The sequence below is a fragment of the Aureisphaera galaxeae genome, assembly GCF_028561275.1.
Classification (GTDB): Bacteria; Bacteroidota; Bacteroidia; order Flavobacteriales; family Flavobacteriaceae; genus Aureisphaera; species Aureisphaera galaxeae.
This window is the reverse complement of record NZ_JAQQTF010000004.1, coordinates 770,689-796,795: the sequence shown is the minus strand read 5'-3', so window position 1 is coordinate 796,795 and position 26,107 is coordinate 770,689. Positions and strand designations below refer to the sequence as shown.

At 41.1% G+C, this 26,107-nt stretch carries 29 protein-coding genes and 3 tRNA genes; 18 read left to right on the top strand and 14 right to left on the bottom strand.

What is annotated here, in order from left to right; translation table 11 throughout:
* Positions 1 to 11: 11 nt before the first annotated feature.
* A complete protein-coding gene (locus POV27_RS08925; RefSeq protein WP_272862404.1) occupies positions 12 to 392 on the top strand; it encodes a RidA family protein in 381 nt (126 codons plus the stop codon).
* A 6-nt stretch (positions 393 to 398) separates the two neighbouring features.
* On the opposite strand, the gene POV27_RS08920 is transcribed toward POV27_RS08925, so the two are convergent.
* Positions 399 to 4,775, bottom strand: a complete 4,377-nt coding sequence (locus POV27_RS08920; protein ID WP_272862403.1) for a translocation/assembly module TamB domain-containing protein — start codon at positions 4,773 to 4,775, stop codon at positions 399 to 401.
* Between the two features lie 112 nt (positions 4,776 to 4,887).
* Between POV27_RS08920 and tsaD the strand changes: the two genes are divergently transcribed.
* The 6 genes from tsaD to POV27_RS08890 all read left to right on the top strand — a co-directional run bounded on the left by tsaD (position 4,888) and on the right by POV27_RS08890 (position 9,278).
* Positions 4,888 to 5,907 carry a tRNA (adenosine(37)-N6)-threonylcarbamoyltransferase complex transferase subunit TsaD gene (gene tsaD, locus POV27_RS08915; protein ID WP_419179937.1) on the top strand — a complete coding sequence of 340 codons (1,020 nt, stop codon included), beginning with the start codon at positions 4,888 to 4,890 and terminating at the stop codon, positions 5,905 to 5,907.
* 4 nt (positions 5,908 to 5,911) lie between these two features.
* Complete coding sequence (locus POV27_RS08910) at positions 5,912 to 6,625, top strand: 16S rRNA (uracil(1498)-N(3))-methyltransferase (RefSeq protein ID WP_272862402.1); 714 nt, start codon at positions 5,912 to 5,914, stop codon at positions 6,623 to 6,625.
* Positions 6,626 to 6,726: 101 nt separating this feature from the next.
* Complete coding sequence (locus tag POV27_RS08905) at positions 6,727 to 6,900, top strand: hypothetical protein (RefSeq protein ID WP_272862401.1); 174 nt, start codon at positions 6,727 to 6,729, stop codon at positions 6,898 to 6,900.
* Between the two features lie 47 nt (positions 6,901 to 6,947).
* Positions 6,948 to 7,589, top strand: a complete 642-nt coding sequence (locus tag POV27_RS08900; RefSeq protein WP_272862400.1) for a DUF4159 domain-containing protein — start codon at positions 6,948 to 6,950, stop codon at positions 7,587 to 7,589.
* A gap of 4 nt (positions 7,590 to 7,593) precedes the next feature.
* The gene (locus POV27_RS08895) at positions 7,594 to 8,094 is read left to right on the top strand and encodes a TrmH family RNA methyltransferase (RefSeq protein WP_272862399.1); all 501 of its coding nucleotides are present in this window, start codon (positions 7,594 to 7,596) and stop codon (positions 8,092 to 8,094) included.
* A 14-nt stretch (positions 8,095 to 8,108) separates the two neighbouring features.
* A complete protein-coding gene (locus tag POV27_RS08890) occupies positions 8,109 to 9,278 on the top strand; it encodes a THUMP-like domain-containing protein (RefSeq protein ID WP_272862398.1) in 1,170 nt (389 codons plus the stop codon).
* A gap of 9 nt (positions 9,279 to 9,287) precedes the next feature.
* Here the strand turns inward: POV27_RS08890 and POV27_RS08885 are convergent, their stop codons facing one another.
* The 9 genes from POV27_RS08885 to POV27_RS08845 all read right to left on the bottom strand — a co-directional run bounded on the left by POV27_RS08885 (position 9,288) and on the right by POV27_RS08845 (position 14,103).
* On the bottom strand, positions 9,288 to 9,866 hold the full coding sequence (locus POV27_RS08885; RefSeq protein WP_272862397.1) for a hypothetical protein: 579 nt from the start codon (positions 9,864 to 9,866) through the stop codon (positions 9,288 to 9,290).
* 18 nt (positions 9,867 to 9,884) lie between these two features.
* Positions 9,885 to 10,241, bottom strand: coding sequence for a DoxX family protein (locus tag POV27_RS08880; protein WP_272862396.1), 357 nt, complete (start codon positions 10,239 to 10,241; stop codon positions 9,885 to 9,887).
* 12 nt (positions 10,242 to 10,253) lie between these two features.
* Positions 10,254 to 10,733, bottom strand: a complete 480-nt coding sequence (locus POV27_RS08875; RefSeq protein WP_272862395.1) for a DinB family protein — start codon at positions 10,731 to 10,733, stop codon at positions 10,254 to 10,256.
* 39 nt (positions 10,734 to 10,772) lie between these two features.
* The gene (locus POV27_RS08870; RefSeq protein ID WP_272862394.1) at positions 10,773 to 11,195 is read right to left on the bottom strand and encodes a hypothetical protein; all 423 of its coding nucleotides are present in this window, start codon (positions 11,193 to 11,195) and stop codon (positions 10,773 to 10,775) included.
* A 14-nt stretch (positions 11,196 to 11,209) separates the two neighbouring features.
* Complete coding sequence (locus POV27_RS08865) at positions 11,210 to 11,710, bottom strand: hypothetical protein (protein ID WP_272862393.1); 501 nt, start codon at positions 11,708 to 11,710, stop codon at positions 11,210 to 11,212.
* Positions 11,711 to 11,861: 151 nt separating this feature from the next.
* Positions 11,862 to 11,938, bottom strand: a tRNA-Arg gene (locus POV27_RS08860).
* A 138-nt stretch (positions 11,939 to 12,076) separates the two neighbouring features.
* The gene (locus tag POV27_RS08855) at positions 12,077 to 12,718 is read right to left on the bottom strand and encodes a hypothetical protein (RefSeq protein WP_272862392.1); all 642 of its coding nucleotides are present in this window, start codon (positions 12,716 to 12,718) and stop codon (positions 12,077 to 12,079) included.
* 38 nt (positions 12,719 to 12,756) lie between these two features.
* Positions 12,757 to 13,623 (bottom strand): hypothetical protein, encoded by an 867-nt coding sequence (locus tag POV27_RS08850; RefSeq protein WP_272862391.1) that lies wholly within the window; start codon positions 13,621 to 13,623, stop codon positions 12,757 to 12,759.
* An 81-nt stretch (positions 13,624 to 13,704) separates the two neighbouring features.
* Positions 13,705 to 14,103, bottom strand: a complete 399-nt coding sequence (locus POV27_RS08845; RefSeq protein WP_272862390.1) for a hypothetical protein — start codon at positions 14,101 to 14,103, stop codon at positions 13,705 to 13,707.
* 143 nt (positions 14,104 to 14,246) lie between these two features.
* Here POV27_RS08845 and POV27_RS08840 point away from each other — a divergent pair, with 143 nt between their 5' ends.
* A complete protein-coding gene (locus tag POV27_RS08840) occupies positions 14,247 to 15,389 on the top strand; it encodes a helix-turn-helix domain-containing protein (RefSeq protein ID WP_272862389.1) in 1,143 nt (380 codons plus the stop codon).
* Positions 15,390 to 15,489: 100 nt separating this feature from the next.
* Positions 15,490 to 16,437, top strand: a complete 948-nt coding sequence (locus tag POV27_RS08835; RefSeq protein ID WP_272862388.1) for an alpha/beta fold hydrolase — start codon at positions 15,490 to 15,492, stop codon at positions 16,435 to 16,437.
* Here the strand turns inward: POV27_RS08835 and POV27_RS08830 are convergent.
* Positions 16,434 to 17,225, bottom strand: coding sequence for a helix-turn-helix domain-containing protein (locus tag POV27_RS08830; protein WP_272862387.1), 792 nt, complete (start codon positions 17,223 to 17,225; stop codon positions 16,434 to 16,436). The two genes, POV27_RS08835 and POV27_RS08830, sit on opposite strands and share 4 nt — an antisense overlap.
* 154 nt (positions 17,226 to 17,379) lie before the next feature.
* Here POV27_RS08830 and POV27_RS08825 point away from each other — a divergent pair, with 154 nt between their 5' ends.
* The 6 genes from POV27_RS08825 (at position 17,380) to POV27_RS08800 (ending at position 21,981) form a co-directional block, all read left to right on the top strand.
* A complete protein-coding gene (locus POV27_RS08825) occupies positions 17,380 to 18,156 on the top strand; it encodes an alpha/beta fold hydrolase (protein WP_272862386.1) in 777 nt (258 codons plus the stop codon).
* A 59-nt stretch (positions 18,157 to 18,215) separates the two neighbouring features.
* Positions 18,216 to 18,965, top strand: coding sequence for a helix-turn-helix domain-containing protein (locus POV27_RS08820; RefSeq protein ID WP_272862385.1), 750 nt, complete (start codon positions 18,216 to 18,218; stop codon positions 18,963 to 18,965).
* Between the two features lie 58 nt (positions 18,966 to 19,023).
* Entirely contained in the window at positions 19,024 to 20,322 is a 1,299-nt protein-coding gene (locus POV27_RS08815) for an aspartate aminotransferase family protein (protein ID WP_272862384.1), read from the top strand.
* A gap of 289 nt (positions 20,323 to 20,611) precedes the next feature.
* On the top strand, positions 20,612 to 20,776 hold the full coding sequence (locus tag POV27_RS08810; protein WP_272862383.1) for a Lacal_2735 family protein: 165 nt from the start codon (positions 20,612 to 20,614) through the stop codon (positions 20,774 to 20,776).
* Between the two features lie 23 nt (positions 20,777 to 20,799).
* The gene (locus POV27_RS08805) at positions 20,800 to 21,429 is read left to right on the top strand and encodes a flavin reductase family protein (RefSeq protein ID WP_272862382.1); all 630 of its coding nucleotides are present in this window, start codon (positions 20,800 to 20,802) and stop codon (positions 21,427 to 21,429) included.
* An 18-nt stretch (positions 21,430 to 21,447) separates the two neighbouring features.
* On the top strand, positions 21,448 to 21,981 hold the full coding sequence (locus tag POV27_RS08800; RefSeq protein WP_272862381.1) for a CIA30 family protein: 534 nt from the start codon (positions 21,448 to 21,450) through the stop codon (positions 21,979 to 21,981).
* On the opposite strand, the gene folE is transcribed toward POV27_RS08800, so the two are convergent.
* Positions 21,982 to 22,683 carry a GTP cyclohydrolase I FolE gene (gene folE / locus POV27_RS08795; protein WP_272862380.1) on the bottom strand — a complete coding sequence of 234 codons (702 nt, stop codon included), beginning with the start codon at positions 22,681 to 22,683 and terminating at the stop codon, positions 21,982 to 21,984.
* A 212-nt stretch (positions 22,684 to 22,895) separates the two neighbouring features.
* On the opposite strand from folE, the gene POV27_RS08790 reads away from it, so the two are divergent.
* Both POV27_RS08790 and POV27_RS08785 read left to right on the top strand, forming a co-directional pair.
* Positions 22,896 to 24,206, top strand: coding sequence for an MFS transporter (locus POV27_RS08790; RefSeq protein ID WP_272862379.1), 1,311 nt, complete (start codon positions 22,896 to 22,898; stop codon positions 24,204 to 24,206).
* Between the two features lie 103 nt (positions 24,207 to 24,309).
* Positions 24,310 to 24,960, top strand: coding sequence for a DUF4386 domain-containing protein (locus POV27_RS08785; RefSeq protein WP_272862378.1), 651 nt, complete (start codon positions 24,310 to 24,312; stop codon positions 24,958 to 24,960).
* Positions 24,961 to 25,324: 364 nt separating this feature from the next.
* Here POV27_RS08785 and POV27_RS08780 read toward each other — a convergent pair.
* Positions 25,325 to 25,402 (bottom strand) — tRNA-Pro (locus POV27_RS08780).
* A 9-nt stretch (positions 25,403 to 25,411) separates the two neighbouring features.
* A tRNA-Ser gene (locus POV27_RS08775) sits at positions 25,412 to 25,495 on the bottom strand.
* Positions 25,496 to 25,769: 274 nt separating this feature from the next.
* Between POV27_RS08775 and POV27_RS08770 the strand changes: the two genes are divergently transcribed.
* Complete coding sequence (locus tag POV27_RS08770) at positions 25,770 to 26,084, top strand: ArsR/SmtB family transcription factor (protein ID WP_272862377.1); 315 nt, start codon at positions 25,770 to 25,772, stop codon at positions 26,082 to 26,084.
* Positions 26,085 to 26,107 lie beyond the last annotated feature (23 nt).

Here is a 26,107-nt window from a genome sequence, read left to right as displayed (position 1 = left end):
AAAAACACCAGATGAAAAAAATAATCAACACTCCTAACGCCCCTGCTCCTATTGGCCCCTACAGCCAAGCTGTACAATTGGGTAACATGCTTTATACTTCGGGACAGGTAGCCATAGATCCTGCCACAGGCGAATTGGTTATGGACGATATAAAAACCGAAACCAAGCAGGTCATGGAAAACATGAAAGCGGTATTAACTGCTGCTGGAATGGATTTCAGCAATGTGATTAAAACGTCCATCTTTATTAGTGATATGGGGAATTTTGCTCAAATAAATGAGGTCTACGCTACTTATTTTGACGAGGCAACCGCACCAGCAAGGGAAACCGTTGAAGTGGCTAATTTGCCCAAATACGTGAATGTGGAAATATCCATGATCGCTTCCCTGTAAAAACGACTAGTTTTCTTCTTTGGAATCGGGAGCGATGAAGTTCACTGGATAATTATCATCGGATTCAACTTCCAATTCCTCCTTCTTCTCCTTGGTCATTTCTTTATTGAAGAGTTTTTGCATCAACTCTTTAAAGGTATCGAAGTCTACCGAATAGGACACTCCAGCTCCTTGTTCAAAGATTTGGTCTTCCCCAATAAATTGAAGATCCGCCTGTCTGTTGAAGAAATTAATACGTAGGCTTCCGTCATCATTTACCAGCCATTGCACCTCGATATCTCCGGCAACGGTAGATTCATTGGCTCCACCTACAGGAACCCCTACCTTACCATTGATTAGGATGCGCTCCGAAATATTGGTAGAGAAGTCCACCCCTACCTGATATTCAGTTTGCTGACTCACACTATTGGGATTGGTACTAATAGAAGGTAAGACAATGAATTTCTTATCACTATCGGCAAAAATATCCTTCACCAATTTATTTACACGTTCCGTTAGGGTGCTACTAAAGGCATTTTGCCCTCCAATGTTCAAATCTCCTTGGAACGCTCCTGTAGACACTAAAAACAAGGCCTGTGTTTGTCGTTGCTCCTTATCCTGCAACTTATACTCCAACTCACTTTTTACCGTAGAACTCACTCGAGGGAAATTGATCTGGAAATCCAATTCAGGTTGCAAGATTTCATCAGAAAGGCTTACCAATACTTCAACCGGTATTTTTCTATTGAAAGAAGGGTTATCTAACAGTACCGCAGGATTGGCCTCAGTTTCATATCGTGCGGTAAGATCCAATCGCGCTCTGGTTGGGTTCCCATCCCAGGTAATGCTTCCCCCAGGTACTAGATCGATTGTTTTATCTACAATGCCACCATACCTAAAATCGTAGGTTCCTTGGGTCACAAGGAAGTCACCCCACATATTGAATTTACCATTGGTATTGATTTCCAGCAGCATATTTCCAAATCCTTTTCCATTTAAATTGGAATTGTTCTGCTGATCTACCAGTACTTCGATCTCCGCATTTTCATTGATATCCAATTCAAAGTTGAGGGAAAGTCCTTTTACTTCCTCTGGAATGATTACCTCTCCGCTAATAAGGGCTTGTTTCTCTTCAGGAGAAATAAAACGAATGAAGGAATCATCACTTATACTGGCTGCATCACTAATCGGGATTTTAAATTTAGTTCCCTCTTCGGTGGTCGCTACCACATCGATGACCAACTCGTCCATAGGGCCCTGTATCTTGGATTCTCCACTAATAAATGCCGTACCATAATACAGGGCTTCGTCGTCTGGAGGCGTATCTAATACTAGAAAACGTCCCGTATCCATTTCCAAACTCATTCCCCAATTGTCAAAATTGTTATGGGCGAAGAATCCTTCCAAGGTGGCATAGGTATTGTACTTGGTATCTGTAATTCCTGTTTTCGGCAAAAGGAAAAGTTCTTTTTCTACCTGCACCAAGGTATTGTCGTCCAAATCCACATCTACATTCAAATACGGAATGGTAAGCCCAGCATTATTCAATGCTAAGTTTCCATTAATCTCTGGTTCTCTAGCAAGTCCTGTTACCTGGGCCTTCCCAGTTACATTACCCCGTATATTGCTAATTACATCGCCTCCGAAAGGACTGAAAGCAGCCAAATTAAAATTGGTAAAGTCCACGTTCAGATCTACTGTGGGATCTTTACCCTCAACACTTAAGAGACCATGGGCCTTGAAGGAATCTACATTGTCATTTTGAAGATTGGAAGCAAAGGTATATTTGGTAAGATCTGAGTTTCCTTTAATATCAACGTACAAATCACCGTAGTTTACCTCATTTACCGTCACATTGTCTACCACAACTTCCGAATTGGGATAAAAGGCCTTGCCGCGTTTCAGAAAATTCATCTTACCGTTAATGTTCCCTGCGAGATCCAAACTGTCTATTTCGGGCAGTAACTTGCCTATATCTACATCCCTAAACTGAAGCTTCATATCGATAAGACTGGTATCCTGCACAAAACCAGCCATTTGAATGAGCTCATTCTTATGTCTCAGCGTAAGGGAATCTAGATTGATGTCCTTAAAGTTATTATCGAAAGTGATCTTGTTCCTGGAGTCATTATTCCTATTTAGATACCAATCATTATCCTTGTAAGTGATTTTCGACTTCTTAATTCCAACAACCGACTTCCCGTTTGGATTAATGGTATGATACAAGGCCAGATCGAAGAGATCCGCTTTCCGCTTTCCTCCTTTAAAATTCGATTGAATGTACAGTGTATCGTTTAGGGTCTTATTAATGAGATTAATATCCGTTAGATTGTAGGCACCGGTGTAGAGCGAATCTACCGAAATGAATGCGTTATACAGCGGATTATCGTTGTCCAATTGAACGTTCACCTTTCCTAGGTAGTTATCGTACACCAGCATTTCTGGGGATCGGAAATCTAATTTAAACTTAGATTCGTCCGAATATACCGAACCTTTCACACGGGTGTTCTCCCCCAATTGCAATTGAGGAACAAACACATCTACGATCTTGTTGTACACCCTAAATTCATAATCGATAAACTGTCCCGTAGTCACTTCATTGGGAATATAATTGGCATAAATACTCCCTACCGAATTATGGAAAAGGTTGGGGATATCTTCAACCAAGAACTTACCGCTAATCTTACCATTTACAATATCGGGAGATCGAATCTCTATGGTTCGGATGTCCTTTTCGAAAGAGGAAGTAATTAAGAAATCGTCGAAGTAGAAATCATCCTTTTCCGTTTGATAGAAGGTTTGAAGGAATTCAATATTCCCCACAGCGTCATTCACCGTGGTTCCTTGCATATCCATTACAATACGACCAGCAAAAACCGAAATACTATCCCTTTTAAACAAATTCAGCTTGTTAAGCTCGGCATATTCAATATCTGCTTCAAAGTCGTACTGATTGAACTCTTTGGAAATGTCTACCAAACCGTTGAAGTTCAATTTTACATTGGGATCATCTATGGATAGTTTTCCATTGAATATGGGATCTTTCAAGTTTCCTGAGACCGCAATGTCCTTGTATACATAGTTTTCGAAATCGAAACTGGCTATATTCCCCGTTATCTTTGTATTCACTGTCTTTGCAGTAAATCCTCGTCCATCGATATTCACATTGGCGTTCACCTTTCCGAAGGAAATGGAATTGGTAAGTTTCCCTAAATTGAAATCACTGAAAATGACATCTCCATTATAAAAGGCGTTGGAGAAATCATGGATATTCCCCATTTCCATATCCAACTTGGCATCCCCTAAATCACTCAGGATATTACTGTTGGTGATTAAGAAATCGTCGTCCAATTGAGTATCTCCAATGACCGAAAAACTTCCAAAATACTTCAATTCCTGAGGCAGCTGTTCCCCAAGTACGGAAGGCATAAGTCGTCTTAGGTCGAAATAATTGGTGGTAATGACATGATCCTTTCCGCTAATAATATAAGTCTCATCATCATCCAGAAGATGTTTAAAGGAATAATCTCCCAGCAATCGAGTGTTGCCAAAGCTTAAGGATCCGTTGGAAAACAAAAAGTCGTTGAGTGTTCCGTCGATCGCGCCTTCTAAACTAATGTTGATATCGCGCCCAAACTCATTGTAGAAAGCATTGAGATCGTTGGTAGAAATATTGGAATCGACAAAATCGGCATCGATTACTACAGAGTTATTAAAATCTGCCATGCCCTTCTCTTCATCGTAATTCAACACCAAATCCCCATTTATGAAGGAATCATAGGTTTCTAGCCGTAAATCCTTGAACGTGATGGCAGACAATGTATAGGCGAAGTCTGCTTCCAATTTCTGAACCGAAAAACCACGAGCCGCATCTAGGGTCAAGGAATGTACTTTTGCCGTGATGTCCGGACCTACGATGGAAAAATCATCGGCGGACAAATAAATATTCGAGAAATTAATGGCTTCGGGTGCTTGAAGGTTCTCGTCACGAATACGAACTACGGTATCCTCAAGATTTACTTCATCCGAATTCAACAAAAAGGGCTCTCCACTAGGAGGCTCACCGGTTTCAAACTTTTCGGTAAAGATGTATAGATTATCATCCTCTTCCCCTTCATACGTGGTAATGTACAATTTAGCTCCCGAAAGATCTACAAAGCCAAAATCGAGGTCACCTTCCGTTAAACGTTTTACACTTAGAATGCTAGTCTGTATTTCTTTGGAATAAATTAAGGTATCCTGATGGTGATCGCGAATAAAAACTCCCCGTAAATCTACCTCACCCTTCCAATTGAGTCCAAGACGCTCAATTTGAATATCGGTGCCGTAGGTTTCGTTCAACCGATCGGTTACCTTACGGGCTACTACCGTTTGTACGGCGGGAATCGAGAAAAATATAACCAAAACCAATACAAGCAATAGCAGTATTACTATGGTCCGGACAATTATTTTTCGAAGTTTTTTGATACGCTTTTAAAGTTTTAATTTTGTCACCAATAAACGTGCCTAAAATTTCATGATGCAAGATTGCTATATATTGGGTATTGAATCCTCCTGCGACGATACCGCTGCTGCTGTTATTAACAACGGTGAGGTTGTATCCAATGTTGTAGCGACCCAGCAAATACACAAGGAGTATGGTGGGGTTGTGCCAGAACTTGCGTCACGTGCGCACCAACAGAATATCGTCCCAGTGGTGCATCAAGCTTTGCACAAGGCAAATATCGACAAAAAAGACTTAAAAGCCATCGCTTTTACCAGAGGTCCTGGACTTATGGGATCACTCCTAGTAGGAACCTCCTTTGCCAAGTCCTTGGCGATGGGATTGGATATTCCCCTAATCGACGTGAACCATATGCAGGCGCATATATTGGCACACTTCATTAAAGCCGATGAACAACGCGCTCCTAGCTTTCCGTTTTTGGCCTTGACCATAAGTGGTGGGCACACGCAAATTGTGAAGGTGACCGATTATTTTGAAATGGAAGTTATTGGAGAAACCCTGGATGATGCCGTGGGAGAAGCCTTCGATAAATCGGCAAAGATTTTGGGACTTCCCTATCCCGGTGGCCCCCTTATCGATAAATATGCCCAAGAAGGAAACCCGAAGGCCTATCCGTTTACCAAGCCTAAGGTAAGCCCCTTGGATTTCAGTTTTAGTGGATTGAAAACGGCTGTACTGTATTTTGTAGAAAGGGAAACCCAAAACGATCCAGATTTCGTAAAAAAAAATATGGCAGATATTTGTGCCAGTATTCAATATACCATTGTGGACTATCTTATGGATAAATTGAAGAATGCGGTAGCCGAAACAGGTATTAAGGAAATTGCCATTGGAGGAGGTGTTTCGGCCAATAGCGGTATACGAAAGGCACTTCGCGATGCTGAAAATGATCTAGGCTGGACCACTTATATTCCAAAATTCGAGTATTGTACCGATAATGCCGCGATGATTGCAATGGTGGGTGAACTGAAGTACAAACAGCAACTATTTGCTAAAAATAACGTCGTTGCCACTGCGCGCATGAAAATATAGAAGCTTGAACCTGTTCTACCATCCAAATATTGATACCAGCACGACGGAAATTGTCTTCGATAAGGAAGAAAGTAGGCATATCGCAAAAGTCCTGCGCAAAAAGGAAGGAGACTTACTCGATGTGACCAATGGAAAAGGCAATTTCTTTTCTGTGGAAATTGTAAGTCTAATGCCTAAACAGTGTTTGGCCATCGTTAAGGATTCTCGTACCATAGGACCACTTCCCTATCAATTGCACATGGCAGTAGCACCCACCAAGAACAATGATCGTTTCGAATGGTTCTTGGAAAAGGCTACAGAAATTGGAATACATCGTATTACCCCAATTATTTGTGAACATAGCGAGCGTCGTGTCATAAAAAAAGATCGTTTTGAACGCATCATAGAAAGTGCCATGAAGCAATCTTTAAAGGCCCACAAACCCATCTTGGAGGATGCGGTTGCCTTTAATGAATTTATCGAAAGCCAAAAGGGATCACAAAGCAAGAACCTTATGGCTTTTTGCGGAGCGGTAGAAAAAAGCACTTTAAAACAACAAGTAGCTAAAAATGAAAGTGTTGTCATCCTAATTGGGCCAGAAGGAGATTTTTCCTACAAGGAATATGAATTAGCCAAGCAATATGGATTCGAAGTAATTACGCTGGGAAACAGTAGGTTACGAACCGAAACCGCCGCCATTGCTGCCTGTCACGGAATTTCCTTTTTACATCAAAATTAACTTTAACAGCTCATTTAACGGTAAATTTGGTATTTAGTCGATAATTTGTATATTGGGGTCCCCAAGTCACTAGAAAATATAGACCCCTATATAACGAGCCTATGAATGCCAACCAAATAAGTAAGAAGGGAGCCGTACGGTATCTTTCTTCTGAACAACCTACCAACCATCTGCGCGTACTTTCCAAAATTCAAAGGAAACAGGTTTCTGTTATTACCAAGGATTGGCAACGTTTTACGCATGAGATGCATGCGGAAATGTTTGATAAAATCTAGTTAATCTATTTTCCCGACTCCACGAAGTTTGTATTTTTGATGCGCTTATGCGCAATTACTTCTTTTTAATACTCGTATTTATCTCCCTATGCTCCTATGGGCAACAAGTGGCTGTTTTAAAATATGGCGGCGGTGGTGACTGGTATAGTAATCCCACAGCACTTCCCAATCTCATTCGTTTTTGCAACGAACAGATTAACACTTCCATGAACGAAAAGCCGGAGACAGTGTCTCCAGACAGCGTGGAGCTGTTTAACTATCCCTTTGTTCACATGACAGGGCATGGTAATGTGTTCTTTACCAATGAAGAAGCAGAGAATCTACGGAATTACCTCTTAAGCGGCGGATTTATTCATATAGACGACAACTACGGAATGGATTCCTATCTAAGAAAGGAATTGGTAAAGCTGTTTCCCAATGAGGAATTGAAGGAACTCCCTGCAGACCATCCCATTTTTAGTAGTCATTTCAAATTTCCTCAAGGACTCCCTAAGATTCACGAGCATGACAATCAGCGGCCCCAGGCTTTCGGAATTACGTATGAGGGACGCTTAGTGCTTTTGTATACGTTTGAAAGCGACTTAGGAGATGGTTGGGAAAACCCTGAAATTCACAACGATCCTGAAGAAGTCCGACAAAAGGCCCTTCAAATGGGAGCCAATATTATCGCTTACGTTTTCGAACATTAGAAACGTGAATACCCAACATACGCATACTACCACACCCTTTTCCCCTACCCAGCATCCTATTGTGGTTATCTGCAATCAGGTAACAGGACCTGCAAATATTGGCGGTTTGTTCCGCATTTGCGATGCATTTGGCATCGAGAGATTAGTGTTCGACCATGAAATCGATCTCACTTCTCCGCGACTTCGAAAAACCGCTCGGAATACATTTTCTACAGTAAACCATAGTGTTGAAGAAGACCTTCCAACTTATATCGCTACGCTAAAAGAACAAGGGTATCGCGCTATTGGATTGGAAATTACTTCAGAAAGTCGTCCCATTCAATCCCTTGAATTCGAAAAGGGAGAAAAAATAACTCTCGTTATCGGTGGCGAACGATTGGGGATATCTGAAAGTGTCCTGAATGCCTTAGATGACTGTGCCCATATTGAAATGTTCGGCGCCAACAGCAGCATGAATGTAACTCAAGCCACTGCCGTTGCCTTGTTTGAGTTGACCAAAACTTAACGTATTTTCGCTGAGTGAATCCAGCCATTCTACAAGAAGATGTTCAAGATTTCATAAAGAGTTTTGGAGGTGATACTACTGCCCTAGCCTTTAAGGGAAGTCCCTTTCCCAATGTCCCTATCACAGAACTGATTGAACAAATTGTAGGCTATCGTAAAGCTGAAAAGAAATTGCCCAATTGGCATCACAGCCCAGGAATCTACTATCCACATAAGTTGAATTTAGAACAGTGTTCTTCCGAAACCACCGCCAAGTACAAAGCATCCTTGGTGAAGGGAAATTCGTTGGTCGACATCACAGGGGGTTTTGGGGTGGATGTATACCATTTTGCTTCGCATTTCGAAAAGGTATATCACTTTGAACAGGATGAACGGCTTTCTGCCATAGCCAAGCACAATTTTAATGCTTTGGGAATCCATAATGTAGCAACTGAATGCGTGGATGGACTGAAGGGCATACAGGATCATACCTTCGATGTGATCTATACAGATCCCGCTCGAAGGCATGCTTCCAAAGGTAAGGTCTTCTTTCTGAAAGATTGTGAACCGGACGTGGTGAGTCATCTGGATTTCCTGCTCGAACGTTGTGATACTCTCCTATTGAAAACCTCTCCCATGCTTGACATCACAGCGGCAATTGCGGATTTGAAATATGTGAAGGAGATTCATATTGTAGCAGTAGAGAATGACGTAAAAGAGTTGCTATGGATCGTTCAGAAGAGGGTTGAAGGAACTATTAATATGGTTACGTGCAATTTCACCAAGGAAAAGGCGCAACTTTTTGAATGTCCCGTTGGCGGTGAGTACGACCTCTCATTCGAAATGCCCGGAAAGTATTTATATGAGCCCAACGCGGCGATTATGAAGTCCGGTAACTTTGGCGCTGTAGCCCGCACCTACGGTCTTGGCAAGCTTCATACGCATAGCCATTTGTATACATCGGAAGCACTAAAGGATTTTCCTGGGCGTGTTTTCGATATTTTGGAAGTTATTCCCTATCAGAAAAAGAACATGGCCCCTTTCAAAAACACAAAAGCCAATGTTGCCACCCGAAACTTCTCAGAAAATGTGGCGTCACTTCGCAAAAAGTGGCGTATAGCCGATGGTGGTGATGTGTATCTGTTCTTTACTACCAATGCGAACAATGAAAGGGTCGTCCTCAAGTGCAAAAAAGTTGGTAAATGATTTCGTAGTCTACCGAAGGACTTCGGCCAGATATACAATTCCGAAAATCCATCCCGTATACAAAAGTGTATACCCCAGGGCATAAATTACCGAATTACCAAAGTCGCCTATCGTTTTTCGAGAAATACTAAAAACAAGTCTGAGTGCCCTAAAATAAAGCCAATACAACATGGCTAGCAAGAGAAAAATGGAAACCCAAAAGATGAATTCCATAAACACCAGCAGTATAATGATGAGGATCGTCATACCGATCCAAACCAACACCGAAAGGATGGGATTCTCCACCTCTGGAACAGGAATTTCGGTAACCCAGGAATTATCGCCCACTGAGGGAATGAAATCTACGCTATCTTTGGCCTCCTGTAAAGAAGGGAAATTATCCTTTATTCCCACACCCTTAAACAACCCATAGGTTAAAAAAGAAAACAAGGAGAATGCAATGATTCCCAATGACCAATAAAAGTTGGTCGTAACGCTTCTATGATAATGGATTCCTGTTAAGTAAACAGTTAATATAGTGACTCCAACGACAATTAAGGAAACGATAAAAACCGATTTCCCTCTTAAATATGTCTTACGTGCTTTCAATAGATACTTAGAATTTGGTTAAGAAAGTTTGTGCAGATATATACGGGAAACAATAAGCAATCCAATAAACACAACATTGATCAGATTAATAGCAATAGGATCTTTATGCGCAAAGTGAGCCACAATAGCCGTAATAAAAAACAATCCGACGCCGGCATACGCCCATTCTTTAACGGTAAGAGGAATCTGGGGAACTACCAAAATGAGTACTGCGAGTAACTTCAGGACAGCCAATTGAATTCTAAAGAAATCCGGAAATCCCAAGTCTCGGATCCCTTGAATGGTGCTTTCGCTGAATATATAGGAATAGGAACTCCACAATAACATGGCAGAAACCAATAAAGTGCTGATCCAGTATATTGTTTTTGCGGGCATGGCTACGGCGGTTTAGGGATTGGACGTGGCTGTACGTATTTGTTTCTTAATAATTACGATTTGGCCTAAGTGATAATGCGTATGTTCAACAATACCCATGATGTTCTTGAAATAATTGCCGTATTTCTCCTTGACAAAAGGAGCAAATAACTTTTCATCCGGTAATTGTTCAACATGTGCCGCTAGCTTCTCCCCATCGGCCCAAAATTGGTCCAACCGGCGATTCCAATCGGCTTCTGAGGTAATTTCAGGAGCGTCGTAACTGTATTTATCGTGTATGTCGAGTGTGCCCCCTCCGAAAACAGGGATCACCCCATGAATGTAATAATTGATATGAAAAACAAGAACGCCTATGGTGTTCAACTCCCCTACTTTTTGGTTGGCCATTTGCCAAGTTACGCCTTCCAAGGCATCCGTTAGGTTCACACCTGTCATATTTGGGCCGGAATGCATGTCCCGTATTTGTTTAGCCAGTTGTTCTTGTATGCTCATTAGGATGGTTCTTTAGAATTATAAAGGTAATCAAATACCCTAATCTACCCGTTTCAGCAACCAGATTCCATGAGCTGCATATTCATATGTTCCTTGTTCATCTTCTACAACATCATAAATAGTCCAAGAGCCATGAATGGCTTGGTGCTCTTCATCGACCACACCTGTATGTTCTATTTCGGACTGGCCCTCTTCAAATTCTATCCCTATTTTGTGCCTTTCCAAAATCACCGGTTTTTTCGGGTATCGTTTAATGAATGAAATCAATCCATCTTCTACAAACCCTTCTACCGTACCTTTTAAGGGAACGGAATATTCCGAAGGCTCTTCTCGGGTAGATCCAATGAATCTATCGTTATGGCCTTCAAAAGTGATCTCTAGCCCTACACGCTTGGCAAAATACGGAAGGTCATACCCTTCCCCGTATTCATAAAAGCCTTTCCATTTTCCAATAATATTCATAATCTCATCAATTTTTAATCTCCACCTGCATCCCCATCATTGCGATTGGCTTGAACACAAATGAAAAACAACAGGAAATTCCGTTCGAAGGATTCCCCAAAGTCCTTGATTTTTATTCTAAATCGATTTACCAACCCAAAATTTCTACGTACTTCGCCTATTCTTTCCCCATTCATATAAATATGCATAAATGGGTTGATAAAGGGAATCCATTTTTCCTTAAGGGTTACCTCATCGCCATTATAAAAGACGCATGTATTCTTCGAAGTGATACTGAAACCATCTTCAACCAGTTCGGAAACAAGAAACTCTACAGTTCTTTTCGTTGTAAAAAAGCCACTCTCCCTGTAGGTGAGCAATAAGTTCAGGCTTTCATCATATACAAGCCTATAATTGGGTCGAAACCATCTATATTCTTGTTCGGAAAAGTAAATGCGTTTGCCTTCTTTTATTACAGTAATATCTCCAGCATCAGCAACATATTCGTAGTGAAGTTCTTGGCTAGTGTTTGTCAATATAGTTTTACTTGGAGTCCATCTATAAGTAAAGTGGAGTTCGGAATTGTTACAATATAATATGATTGTTTGGCGTGGAAGTTTTTAGAAAAGCTTCAATATTGCCGGAAACAAAAAATCCCACAACTAATGTTGCAGGATTTAATTATTGTGGTGATCGCGGCAGGACTCGAACCTGCGACCGTCTGCTTAGAAGGCAGATGCTCTATCCAGCTGAGCTACGCGACCGTTTTAATTTTGGTGGTGCAAATATAAAATTAAGTCTATACCCGACAAAGATAAATCATGACATTTTTTTGCCTGTTGTATGGAAGCAACTTTTGAAGCTATCATAAAGAAAAAACTGTTTCACTTACGATCAAACGTTTATTCCATCTTTTTCGCTAAAGCCCTAATCACCTTATGTACCCTTTTCCGGCTACTTTCCTTCTCCAAATCGGACACTCTGTTCGTAAGTATTTCCAACAGAACTTTACCATCCTCTTTTGAAATTACTTTTAGGGTTTCCTCGGCATATTTGGGAAATTGATTGGGTGGGCTTTGGGAAAGTATCTCGAAGATATAGGCCATACTTTCCTTTCTGAATGGTGGCTGGCTCGCCATTTTCTGAAGCACATACATTAATTGGTCCCTCGTAATTACGGAGCCAAGGGTTCCCAACTCCACAAGAAGCGAGAGATTCTTATAAACATCCTCTTTCCGCAAAAGGGTAATAGTATTGATGGCTGTCATCCCACCCCACTGCAGTCGGTTGTTTTTATGATCCAATAACTCCATGAAGTTCTCAAAATAGGGAGCAATCAGCGATGGTTCGCGCTCCCCTATTTCATACAACACCTTAATGGCATCGTTCTGAAGGGCCTTTTTCGCCTTCAACAAGTCAATTAGGATAGGAATAGCCTCAGTATCTTTGGCTTTTGCTATTCTTTCGGCCAACTCCTGATTGGGAACCTCATCCCTCCTATTCATGTTAGAAGAAAGGCTATTGAGTACAGTGTCTTTATCCATGAATGCAATTTAGGGATTCTTCTTTTTTGAAATTGGATTTAATAGTCCACACCAGAGGTACAAACGTTGATGTACTGCACCCCAGATTTTGTCCGATAGTTGTTTTTTTGGGTTTCAAAGTCGGGCATTTTCCGTATGCGATCCTGCAAGTCCAACAGCCATTCCTTTTCCAGGGTATCGAAATCCTTTCTAAAGAAGGTTACATAGGCTTCGTATTTGGGAGAACTAGTATCATAGACAAATTTCAGGAAGGTCTGCTTTCCAAAGGTTCCTTCCAAATACTGATAGAAGTCCCCTCGCAAGGCATAGCTCTGAGCCGAACATTTCATACTCAATGCATTGTGGTTGTCTTTAAGCTTTCTAAGGGGAATGTATCTATCCTTATCTACCATCCAGGCACCCGCAGCCACAGTCATGGGATATCCATACCTGCAAAAACCAACCGTTTTGGGAAAAAGCTTGGCGGCCAATGCTTCCGCCAAAGCCTCTTCCAAGAACCAATCGTTGGTTCCACCATTAAATACACGAAAAGCGTGCATCATTTCATGAGCCAATTCGCCAAAATAGCCGGTCGGGAAATTGTATATATGAATTGTCCCTTGCCCATTTACATAAGGAATATTGACGTTGCCCGTTTCCATATCAATCCCCTGCCCACCCATGATAATCGTAAGGCGTTCCTTGGGTAATTTTGCATAGCCCAAATACTGGGCATACACTTTATAGATTTGTTCCGATTTTTCCTTAGCGGCAGCAACATCTGCTTCAGTAACATTCCCTTCTTCCCATTGAATGATGAAATGCTTGGTTTTGGCTGTTCGCGTTTCGCTTTGGGCGAACCCATCGAAATGAAGGGAAACAAAAGCAAGTGTTAGGATTAAGGTAAAGGCTTCTACAAATCTCATGGTTTGGATGTTTTTATCAAAAGTAGAAATAAGGTTCTCTACTTAATTGAATAAATACGACATCCTCATACATATTCTTGACTATAGCACCTGCCGTTTCGATTTTTTGTAGGTCAAGACCCCTTTCGTTTGAAAGAAGGCAAACATCAATACAATAAGATTGGTGATGATAATCAAAAACAGGCCGCCTTGACTTATGGTTTCAACCAAGCTCAAGCTATAAAACCCTAGTAGCACATACAATATATCCAGTACAATAATGAACCAGACCAAGCCCATGAACACCCTTTTATAAAAGGCATTGAAGAGCACGAACAGGCTAAAAATGCACAATTGCATGCCAAAGAACAAGGGTTGTCCATTAGCCATTTCATAAACAGCCGTTACCGTATTACCCAATGTCATTGTTATAATTCCCATAAGCAGCGAAAAAAATCCATTGGCCTTTAAGGCCTTTCGTAATAGCGAAGTGTTTTCCATATGTGATATTTTGGATTCGAAATTACCCAGGGAAGTATCGCCGGGAGTACCTTTTAATTTAGAATGACCTATTTCACCCCATGGAATCGAGCTACATGGTTTCCTTTCTATTTATTTGTAGTTTTATCAAAGACCTTGTACGTATGGGTAGCACATTTGACATAACCTTCGATTTTTGGGCCGTTCTTCTTTTCTTCGGAATGCTACAGGGGTTTCTTTTTGTGGGTATTTTGTTGACCCAAAGACAGCGGAACAAAGCGAATTATTTCTTGGCCACCCTGGTCTTAGTCATTGCCCTTAACCTTTTTCAATATCTCTTGGTCCATTCGGGAAGCTATGTAAGAGCTCCCTATCTCCAACATATATTCACGCCCCTGTCAATGCTCATTGGCCCTTGCTATTACGTCTATATAAAGTCAATCGCGTCTCAAAATTTCACAATTAAGCCTTCACTGTTGCTTCATCTTATTCCGCTATTTGTTGGTATTGTCTTCCTTACACCTTTCTATCTATTGAATGCTGAAGATAAAATTGTCTTGGTCCAAGCACAACTGGAAACGGTAAGACAACCTCTGGATCTTGGAACCTTTGTATTTCTTAGTCTCCAAATAGTCATCAGCTTTGGATATGTCTTTTATGCTTTAAAGATCTTATGGAACGCCAAACAAACTGTGAGGACTGAGTCCGCTACCCGAAAGTATCGTTGGTTGCTTAAATTCGGCTATTTCTTTATGGTGTTTTGGGCGGTAGACTTCCTGGCGTTGGTATGGTATTTCTTTCAACAAAGCATTCATCAGGAAGCTTACTACCTCACTATGCTATTCTGTGCTGCGTCCATTAATGCCCTTGTCGTCTTTGCTTTCAAAAACTACAAAACCTTTTCTCAAATATTTTTGGGAAATGCAGCCCACAAGTACGGAACCTCAAATATGGAAAAGAAAGACCTCCAAAAGCACTTAACGGAAATCGTACATTATATGGATAGTGAGAAACCCTATTTGGATTCTGAATTCTCCTTGCTTACCCTTTCCGATCAAATTCAAAAACCTAAACATATCATTTCTCAAGCCCTTAACATAGAACTGGGTAAGAATTTCTACGAATTCATTAACGAATACCGTTATAATGAGGTAAAGGAACGACTTACCGATCCTCAATACAGAAACCTTACTATCATTGCCATTGCCTTCGACTCAGGTTTTTCGAATAAAAACACCTTCAACAAGGTCTTCAAGAAAATGGCTGGGGTTACTCCTTCTCAATACCTTCAACAACATTCTAATTAAAAGATGAACCAATAGGTCACGCTCAATTTAGTATGACCGTGACTCGGTTTTGTTTGGATAGTTTGGTGCTATAAATCGAATCTATCTAAACGCACATTCTATGAAATCAGTACGACTCTTATCCATTCTCTTTTTTTCTCTATTCCTACTAACGCTACAAGTCCAGGCACAACAACTTTCCCCTCCTCCTGGGCAAAAAGTAGATATTGGAGGCTATGCATTGCATTTAAATGTTATGGGTACAGGATCCAAAACAATCATTATCGAAGCTGGTGCAGGTGCCTTTTCCTTGCAATGGTTAGAATTTCAGAAAACGCTTTCCAAACATTTTACAGTCATTACGTACGATCGGGCGGGTTATGGTTGGAGTGACCCCTCGCCCTACTCCAGAACCGCAAAAGTCATCGCCGAGGAATTGCACACGGCGCTAACCAAGTTGGAAAAAAAAGGCCCTTATATTCTCATGGGGCATTCCTATGGCGGCCTTGTGATAAAAACTTTTCTAAACAACTACCCAAAAGATGTGGAGGCCCTGATTCTAGCCGATGCAGCTACTGAATTTCAATTCCAGAAATTACCCCCCATGGTTTCCATGATCGTTGAGGCAGGAATCAATCGATTTAAAGAGTCTGGCACGATGGCACGAAAGGGCATGCTACAACCCGAAATGATCCCTATCGATTCCACATTGACGGCCAAATACTGGAAAGACTATCAGAAAATTTCGAGCACTCCTGCTTTTTATGACGCTATGGTGAACGAGATGACCCTGATGGATTTCTCCTATTCCCAGAGCAAAGTAAAATCCCCTACGAATGTTCCTTTATTGGTCATTACCGCAGGAAATAGTTTTGAAGCCTTTCGTTCCATTCCCGGTATGCCCGTGGAAGAAAGTAATGTGATTTGGGAGCGATTGCAAAAAGAACAACTAAAGCTGTCTTCCAAAAGCGAACAGACAATCATCCCCGAAGCAACCCACGATATGGTTTTGAGCACGCCCAAGGAATTATTGAACGCCGTAGTTTCGTTTGTAAATACCTTGAATTAGCTGTATTTAATAAAACCAATACCCATTCTCTGGTCCTGAAAAAAGTAGTCTTTGGGTTTTATGCCTGATAGTTTTTTGAAATCCCTTATAAAATGGGACTGATCCGAATATCCGTTAAACAATGCTAATTGGGTCAGTCCCATATCATGAGGGGTTACTTTTAATGTGTTCTGAAAGCGAACGATCTTGGCAAATTCCTTAGGGGAAACACCGATATAACGTTGAAACTTGCGCTCCACTTGACGCACGGAATATCCCAAGTACTTGGATAGTTCTGAAATGGAACCCTCGCCCTTATTATCGGCAATAAATTGGACAGCTGACTGAATAATAGGATCTACAGGATCACTTTCCTGAATCAATCCTTCTATATAAGCAGTGATGGCTGGGGTCAGCTCTTCTATCGTATCATATACTTTGTCAAATCCCTTTAAGCCAAAGATACCATTGATACTTTTGTCCACAGGGAAGTCGAAAAGTGTTCCCGTAGCATACGGAAACAGGGTAACTCCTACCATGGCGAATGGGCCCGAAGTACAAATATCGATGGGCTGGGTTACGATCCCCGTAAAATGGTTTCTGGGAATAACCGCCGCAGGCCGTTGCAGGGACGTTCGTAAAAAACCGATTCCTTGGTACTGAAACACCAATGTAGGATAAGCACAGGCAAAGGTGAGAAATTCGATGAAATTCAATTCCTGATCCGCTCCTTCAGCATACTCCAATTGCCATACAGCTAGAACATGGTCTTTTAATGAAGGATCGAATGAGAGATTTGTAAATTTCATGGCGAATGGCGCTGAGAATCAAATGTAATTATTATTCCATATCGATGTTAGAAATACAAGTGATTCTTGGCATCGTTTGGTTATAAATGTCGCATTTGTACAATTTGTCCACTCCAAAAACGGTCAATTTTATCCTGCCAAAAACTGTGACAATATGGAATTCGAGTATAAGGGGCATACCATTAAATATCAATCGCAAGGATCCTTGGGGACTCCAATGGTTTGTGTACATGGAGCTTCTTCAGATCGACGTATCTGGAATTCCATGCTGAACCTTGCTGGAAATCAACGAATCATCACGTTGGATCTTTTAGGGCACGGAGAAAGTGACCAGCCCGAGGGAATTGAATACGATGATACCCTTTGGGCCAATAGCACAGAAGCACTCTTGGATAAAATAGGGATTGAAAAAGCAGTATTCGTGACCCATAGTTACGGCGTGGTTATTATGAAACGGTTTTATTCCCTTTTTCCTGAAAGGGTTTCCGCATGGGTGCTATTAGATGGAAAAGTGAATATGGCACTTTCTAAGGGTGTACATGAATGGATGACCCAAACCTTGCAAAGGAGTGACTATACAGAGTTTATGAAAAACCTACAGGCATCTCATAAAGATCCTTTCCTTTCGGAAGCAGCTCAAGACTTGGTGGCACAAGGCGCAGTCACTACACCTAGCTATGTTTTGAAGGGACAGTTACACTCCCTGCTGAAAAATCATCTTTATGATATTCATATTGAAGTCCCTGTTTTGGCTGTTTATAGAAACAATACTTGCGATTGGACCGAAGGTGATGAAGTCTATTTAAAAGAGCATACCCAGGATCTTGAGCTTCATGTAATGGACGAAACTTCACATTTTATGATGCTACACCAACCAACCGCAGTTTGGGGCTTGATTGAAAAGTTCATTAAAAGGCACCCTAGTTTATAATCCCAGTGCTGTCCATTCCCCTGTTTTTTAGTTACTTTTGAATAGAATCACGTCATCTCATGGAATGTGCAACCCTATATTATGACAAAAAGCATTACTTCCCGATGCATTTGCATCCGGACCTGTATACCTTTTCCTATATCTTAGGGGGAAGTGCAAACCTTATATGTCAAGGTGGGACATTCCGGCTCAAGGAAAACGATCTTGTGATCATCCCGCCCTATATGGCGCATCAATCCTTGGTAGATGATTTCTTCTATTATAAAGTAATTCGGGTACCTAAGTCCCATTCGTTCACCGATGTGTATAACGGTCGCCTGGGCCTCACCATCGTTCACAATTGCTTTTCCTATAAGGATCATTTCGATGTATGGTATGATTCCATACGGTCCAATATATTAGTTCCTAGCACAGAGAATAATGACTTAGAAAACATCCCAGAGGTATTTAAAAGGTTTTTGGCTCCCAACAAGCCCTACTCTACCAATGCAGGCGTGGTACTTCGGAAGGCGTTGACCCATTTTGAAGAAAACTACCATCGTCCTATACTTGTAGAAGAGCTATCGGATCTTACGTGCATGAGCGAAAGCCATTTTCAACGCTTGTTCAAGTCGAATATAGGCATAGCTCCCATGCGTTATTTGCTCAATCTCCGTATTGAAAAGGCCAAGGAATACATAAAGACCAAGGACAGTTTCTCTGAAGTAGCCTATGAAACTGGCTTTTACGATCAGAGTCATTTCAACAAATACTTCAAAACAAGTGTTGGAATGATCCCAAAACGGTACGCCGATCTTATCAAAGAATGATAGAATTTTACAATTTTTTGTAGAAGGAATGAAAGAACTTGCATGAAAAGAAAAGATCATGCAGGAATTACATTCAGAAGAAGTGAAAGAGGCCGCAAAGTATCTAATACGCTATTGCGGTGAGTTTACCGAATTCGTAGCCGAGAAAGCTTCGGGAAGTTATATCTACGATAAGAAGGGAAATGCCGTTTTAGATTTTACCTCGGGACAAATGTGCTCTGTTTTTGGGCACAATCACCCGAAGATCGTGGAATTGCTCGAAACATCTGGAGGCAAGGCCATCCATTTGTTGAGTTCTATCCTATCACCACCTGTAATAGATCTTGCCAAAAAACTATCCAGCGAATTACCGGAAAGTTTGTCCAAATGCATCTTTGTGAACACAGGATCGGAATCCAATGAAGTTGCCATACGCATGGCGAAGTTGGTCACAGGTGGATTCGAAATCATTGGGTTTTCTGGCTCTTGGCATGGAATGACGGCCGGCGCCCAGTCCTATACCTATTCCAAAACCCGAAAGGGATATGGTCCCACAATACCCGGGAGTCTTATGATCCCCGCTCCTTATGAATATCGCTGTCCCATAGCACATTGCAAGGGAACCTGCGACAATACCTGTTTGGAAGTGGGCATGCGTATGGTAGACCAACAATCTGTAGGGAGATATGCTGCTTTAATCGCTGAACCTCTGTTGAGTGCCGCAGGTATGATAGAACTAAAACCCGATTATGTAAAGCGATTGAAAGAGCTTTGCGATGAGCGAGGGTTGCTACTCATATTCGATGAAGCGCAAACGGCCTTGGGTCGCTTGGGGAAAACCTTTGCTTTCGAATGGTATGATGTCGTCCCCGACTTTATCACTCTATCCAAAACATTGGGAGGAGGATTACCTTTGGCTGCCACGGTAACGACCGAAGAAATCGAGGCCAAGTGCCATGAATTGGGCTTTGTGTATATGACTTCCCATGTTTCGGATCCGTTCTGTGCGTCCATGGGATTGGTGGCTTTCGACATATTGCATAGCGAAGATCTTTCGGAAAAGGCCATAGAAAATGGTGCTTATCTTAAACAGCAATTGTTGGAACTACAAGAAAAACATGAGTGCATAGGCGATGTGCGCGGCATGGGATTATTGTTGGGGGTTGAAATAGTAAAGGATCGTGAAACCAAAATACCCGATGATGATTTGGGTATGAATATCTGCGACCGATGCTTGGTGTTGGGATTGAACATGAACATTGTTCGGATGAAAGGCTATGGAAGCGTATTTAGAATCGCTCCTCCCCTTACCATCACTAAGGCCGAAATCGATCTAGGTATCAGCATATTGGATCAAGCGATACAGGATTGTGTATAATGCCGATCTTCGGGAAACAATTGCTATTTCGCTGAAAATCAATCATAATAATGTTTAACAAAATCACAAAATTGTTGAACAAAATGTTTTTTTGCTTATTTTTACGGTATGCGTAATTGAAGCTGCTATTCACCCTTCAACTGCGCTACGAACAACTATTCAAACAGTCTATTTTGTTAATCCGTTAGAATAGTTGGTTTGTTCGAAACGCATTCTTAGGAGTGCGTTTCGATATTTCTAAGGTTGAAAATAAATTCTTTAACGACAAAAAACATATAAACCCAAAGCCATGTTCGGAATATTCAAAAAGAAAACAGAAAAGGAAAAACTACAAGCTCAATACGAGAGTTTATTGAAGGAAGCCCATAAGCTTTCTACTTCCAACAGAAAACTCAGCGATCAGAAGGTTTTTGAAGCGGAAGAAATTGCAAAACAAATTGATCAACTGGATTGATTTCCGGTTGAATTCAACAAACCATGGAATATACACACGAAGACATTAAAAATCTGGATCGGGTTACCCGTTTAAAGTTGATCAATTCGGTTACGGGAATAAAACCGGCCAATCTTATTGGCACCATAGCTCCTAATGGGCAAACCAATCTTGCCATTTTCAGCTCTGTGGTGCATTTGGGAAGCAATCCCGCTTTATTAGGGTTCGTTCTGCGGCCTACGGGAGAAGTACCTAGGCATACTTTTGAGAATATTCAGAAAACCGGGTTCTATACCATCAATCACATCCACCCGGATTTTATTGAAAACGCGCATTATACCTCGGCGAAATTCGATGCTGGGATTTCAGAATTTGAGCGTTGCAATCTCACGGAAGAATTCCGGGAAGGGTTTTACGCTCCATTCGTTAAGGAGAGTCCCTTTAAAATGGGATTGAGCCTTCGGGAATTCATTAGTATTAAATCGAATGGAACCTTAATGGTTGTAGGGCAGATAGTCCACCTTGTCATCCCCGATGAAGCTTATTCCGAAAACGAAATTGATTTGGAACAAAGCGGTGGCATCGGTATCTCTGGCCTTAATAGTTACTACTCCCTGACCAAAATTGCGAAATTCCCCTATGCACGTGTCCCCGAAGTTCCGAGCTTCTCGTAACCCTTGAACCTTTGAATTATGCTTATCCTACTTTTCACTTTACTTTTTAACTACCTACAATCCAACTCTATGATGCTATTCGATTTTAAGCAAGACCAGGCACTTACCAACTGGCGGGTGGTAGACGATGTGGTCATGGGTGGAAGATCGGACGGGAAGCTCTATATAAGTAAGGAAGGCCACGGTATCTTCACTGGTGAAGTTTCCTTAGAGAACAATGGCGGATTCTCATCAGCACGTTATCGCTTCGAAACCATCAACACCCAAGAGTTATCGAAAGTAGCCTTGAGGGTGAAAGGCGATGGTAAATCGTATCAATTTCGTGTGAAGCGCAGTAGATCTGATTACTACTCTTATATCGGTTATTTTAAAACCTCGGGTAGCTGGGAAACCATCGAAATTCCATTGGCCACCCTGTATCCTGCCTTTCGTGGCAGAAAACTCAATATGTCCAATTTCCCTGGGGACTATATTGAGGAAATTGCGATTCTTATCGGCAATAAGAAAAACGAAAATTTCCGATTGGAGATAGACCGTATTACACTAAAATAATTAGGAATTCAGATAGTTCTGAAGTTCGGCAATCTTGTGTGGTTTGTTGAACACCCCTCCATAAAAGGATGTTACCGTAGCCGAAGTATCATCTTTAACCCCTCTAGACGAAACGCATAAATGCTTAGCATCGATGATAACCGCCACATTATCCGTTTCTAAGGTGGTTTGCAGCTCCTTGGCTATCTGATTGGTTAAACGCTCTTGCACTTGCGGACGTTTGGCATAGTACTGAACAATCCTATTGAGTTTGGAAAGCCCAATTACTTTTCCGGAAGAAATGTAAGCTACATGTGCCTTTCCGATGATGGGAACGAAATGATGCTCGCAGTTAGAATAAAAGGTAATATCCTTCTCCACCAGCATTTGATTGTACTGGTATTTATTATCAAAAAGGGCAATCTTTGGCTTATTGGCGGGATTAAGGCCAGAGAATATTTCGTCTATATACATCTTGGCCACCCTATTGGGGGTTCCTTTTAGGGAATCGTCAGTAAGGTCCAATCCCATAACATTCATAATCTGAGAAAACAAATGAGCAATCTTTTCTTTCTTTTCGACATCTGAAATATCGAATGCATCGGCCCGCATGGGTGTCTCGAGACCAGTGGAAATATGATCATCCCCTATTTCATCGTCTGTTAGGGTACTGAGTCCGTTACCATTTATTAAAGTATTCAATAAGGTTTCTGAGTGTTTCATGTATTGTCTTATTTGCACTTCAATTATAAACTACACATAACGAAGCCTTACAAAGTTAAAACTATTTTGTTTAACTATTAATTTATTTTGTTAAACAAAAACTAAATTATAGAATATCATTCCTTCGCTTTGTTCTGAAAGTCATAAATTAACTTACAATAGATTAATTAGTTATATCTTCATAGAAGCTAATATGAAAGTATCCTTGTAAAATGGCGAAGCTATCCGCTTTTTTGAAAAGTAACATCTTCCCTATCCTACTCGTCAATTTTATTGGTACCCTGGGTTATGGTATTATTCTTCCTTTCTTAGCCTTTCTTATTATCGATTTTGGTGGCAATGCTGTATTCTATGGAATAATTGCCTCTACCTATCCCATGTTTCAGATGATTGGAGCCCCAGTTCTGGGGAAATGGTCGGACAAAATTGGACGAAAAAGAGTACTGCTCATTAGCCAAGCAGGAACCTTATTAAGTTGGCTCATCTTTTTGCTCGCCTTTTTTGTCCCACTAGACGAGCTTTTTAAAATAGAAATGGAAGGCTTTGGAGTTTTAGGGTTTACCATCCCATTGATCGTAATTCTATTGGCAAGATCCTTGGATGGGCTCACAGGAGGAAATATATCTGTTGCCAATGCGTATCTCTCGGATGTTTCTTCGGAAGAAGACCGAAAGAAAAATTTTGGCAAAATGTCTGCTTCCATGAGTCTTGGGTTTATGCTTGGACCTGCCATCGCAGGATTACTGGCAGCCTTCCCAAACAGCAATCTCTTAACGATCATAGTGGCCGCATTCATTTCATTGGTGGGATTATTGGCCATCTATTTCTTTCTTCCCGAGGTAAAACTGAAAGAAGCGGTATACCATTGTCCTAAGGCCAAACTAAAAAAGGTATTTGGGGCAGAATACAAGGAATGCCATAAGATGAAAGAAAAAGAAAGCAGCAATTGGAAAACGATTATAACCCAAGGAAAAGCTCCTATTATGATTACCCTTTTCTTTCTTATTTTCTTGGCATTCAACTTTTTCTACGCCACTTTTTCGATGTACTCTTCTACTTCACTAGCATGGTCGGCCGAGAAAGTAGGATTGTTTTTTACCATTTTGAGTTCTGTCATGATTCTATTCCAAGGACCTGTCCTTTCGTGGCTTTCGGACAAGTATTCGGAAGAAATACTGTTTACCGTTGGAGCTTTTGTGATGGTATTCTCATTTTCATGCCTAACAAGTACCCATTCCCTATGGTTGTATACCGGGGCCGTTTTATATGGAGTGGGTAACGGTATTATGTGGCCTTCTTATCTATCCATTCTATCGAAAGTAGGTTCTGCAAACAATCAAGGGGCATTGCAGGGTATAGCCAATAGTGTGGGAAGTTTTGCCAGTATTATCGGTTTGGTGTTTGGAGGATTCCTATTGGCCAAGCTATCGAAGAACATCTACTTCCTTTCGGCATTCCTGCTGTTAATTATCTCATTGGTGGGATGGTTCTTGGCTAGGAAAGTACGAGTTAATAAGGTATGAGTTGAACGTGACCACTGACAAAGGGAGATCCTATTCATTTTACAAATGTCAATGCTCAAGTAACAAAATTTGCCGAATTCAGTCTTAAAGTAAACTCTAAACCATGAAGGACTACAACCAAAACCAGATTGCCAACAGACTTCGAATACTATACCTTTTATGGGTTCTTATTGGAATGTTCAGTATTATGTATATCCCGTCTGTTATTATTGAAAGTGGAAATACTGAAAAAACAGCTGCTAACATTTTTTCCAACGAATGGCTTTTTAGAATTGGCATTGTGGGTAGGTTAATTGTACAGCTTCTATTTATTGTCATCCCTCTCCTTTTATACAAGTTGTTCGATAAAACCGACAAAGGCCTAGCTACCTTAATGGTGGTTTTTGCACTGGTGAGTGTTCCTATTTCCATGTATAACGAAGTGAACCAAATAGGAATCCTATCCCTGTCGGGACAAGAACACCTTATTAAGCACAGCCTTAACACCTATAACAATGGAATGTCCATCTCTATGATTTTCTGGGGGTTATGGTTATTCCCTCTAGGAAAGCTTGCTTATACATCCGGTCTTTTTCCCAAGGTAGTTATGTATTTCCTGTATATTGGAGGGCTTGGTTATTTGTTGGCTTCTTTCGGAGATCTTCTTTTCGCTAGCACAGGTGACTTTCTTTTCTACTCTGAATTGTTAACCTTTGGGGAATTGCTTTTTATTATTTGGTTTTTGTTTGCTGGGATAAAGCAAAAAGAGAACTAAATCCGTTGATCCTGAAAAGGGAACGGTGCTCAAGAAAGTCCAACACAGGTACCCTGTGTGTCCTTTTTCATTTTGCCTTCGCTTCAAGCTTTGGGAATATCGGATTAACTGCGTTGATCCTGAAAGGGGAACGGTGCTCAAGAAAGTCCAACACAGGTACCCTGTGTGTCCTTTTTCATTTTGCCTTCGCTTCAAGCTTTGGGAATATCGGATTAACTGCGTTGATCCTGAAAGGGGAACGGTGCTCAAGAAAGTCCAACACAGGTACCCTGTGTGTCCTTTTTCATTTTGCCTTCGCTTCTGAAGCTACGCTTCAAGCTTCGGCAAAAGAAAAAGTCCAACCACTTTAGTGATTGGACTTTCTTGGTCGGGGTGGCAGGATTCGAACCTGCGACCTCCTGCTCCCAAAGCAGGCGCGATAACCGGGCTACGCTACACCCCGTGCATTTTGCGGAGAGACCGAGACTCGAACTCGGGGAACACTTGCGCGTTCACAGATTAGCAATCTGCTGCATTACCACTCTGCCACCTCTCCGATAGAATCTATGTGATCGATCCTTTTTTAATGCGGATGCAAATGTAAGTCTATATTAGAAATAACACAAAATATTATTAGAGTTTTTTATTGATAAAAAGTAAAAAAAATCTAACTCTTTCGAAATCACATTGTCAAACAAAATTCTTTGCCCACTACCCTGCATCCAAAAGCATGGTTGAGTTCCAAAACAAATAAAAACTGACAATGATTTGCGCAAGTAAAAACTTGCACATATATTTGCAAGTAAATACTTGCATATCAAAACTAGACCATGAAAAGAGATGTTTTCAATGCCATAGCAGATCCTACAAGGAGAAGTATTCTACTATCCCTTACCCAAAAATCACAAAACGTGAACGCACTGGCCGATAAGTTCGATATGTCCCGGCAAGCCGTATCCCTGCATATTAAATACCTGCAGGAATGTGGAGTGATCAGCATAAAAAAGGAAGGCCGGGAACGCTATTGCAATCTTGAAGCCAAAAAGTTAGCGGAGGTAGCAGATTGGTTAGAACCTTTCCGTAAAATGTGGACCGGGAAGCTTAATCAACTAGGCGATTTGTTAGATGAATTGAAAACCAAGTGATAAAGAATCATAAAACCAAAGAT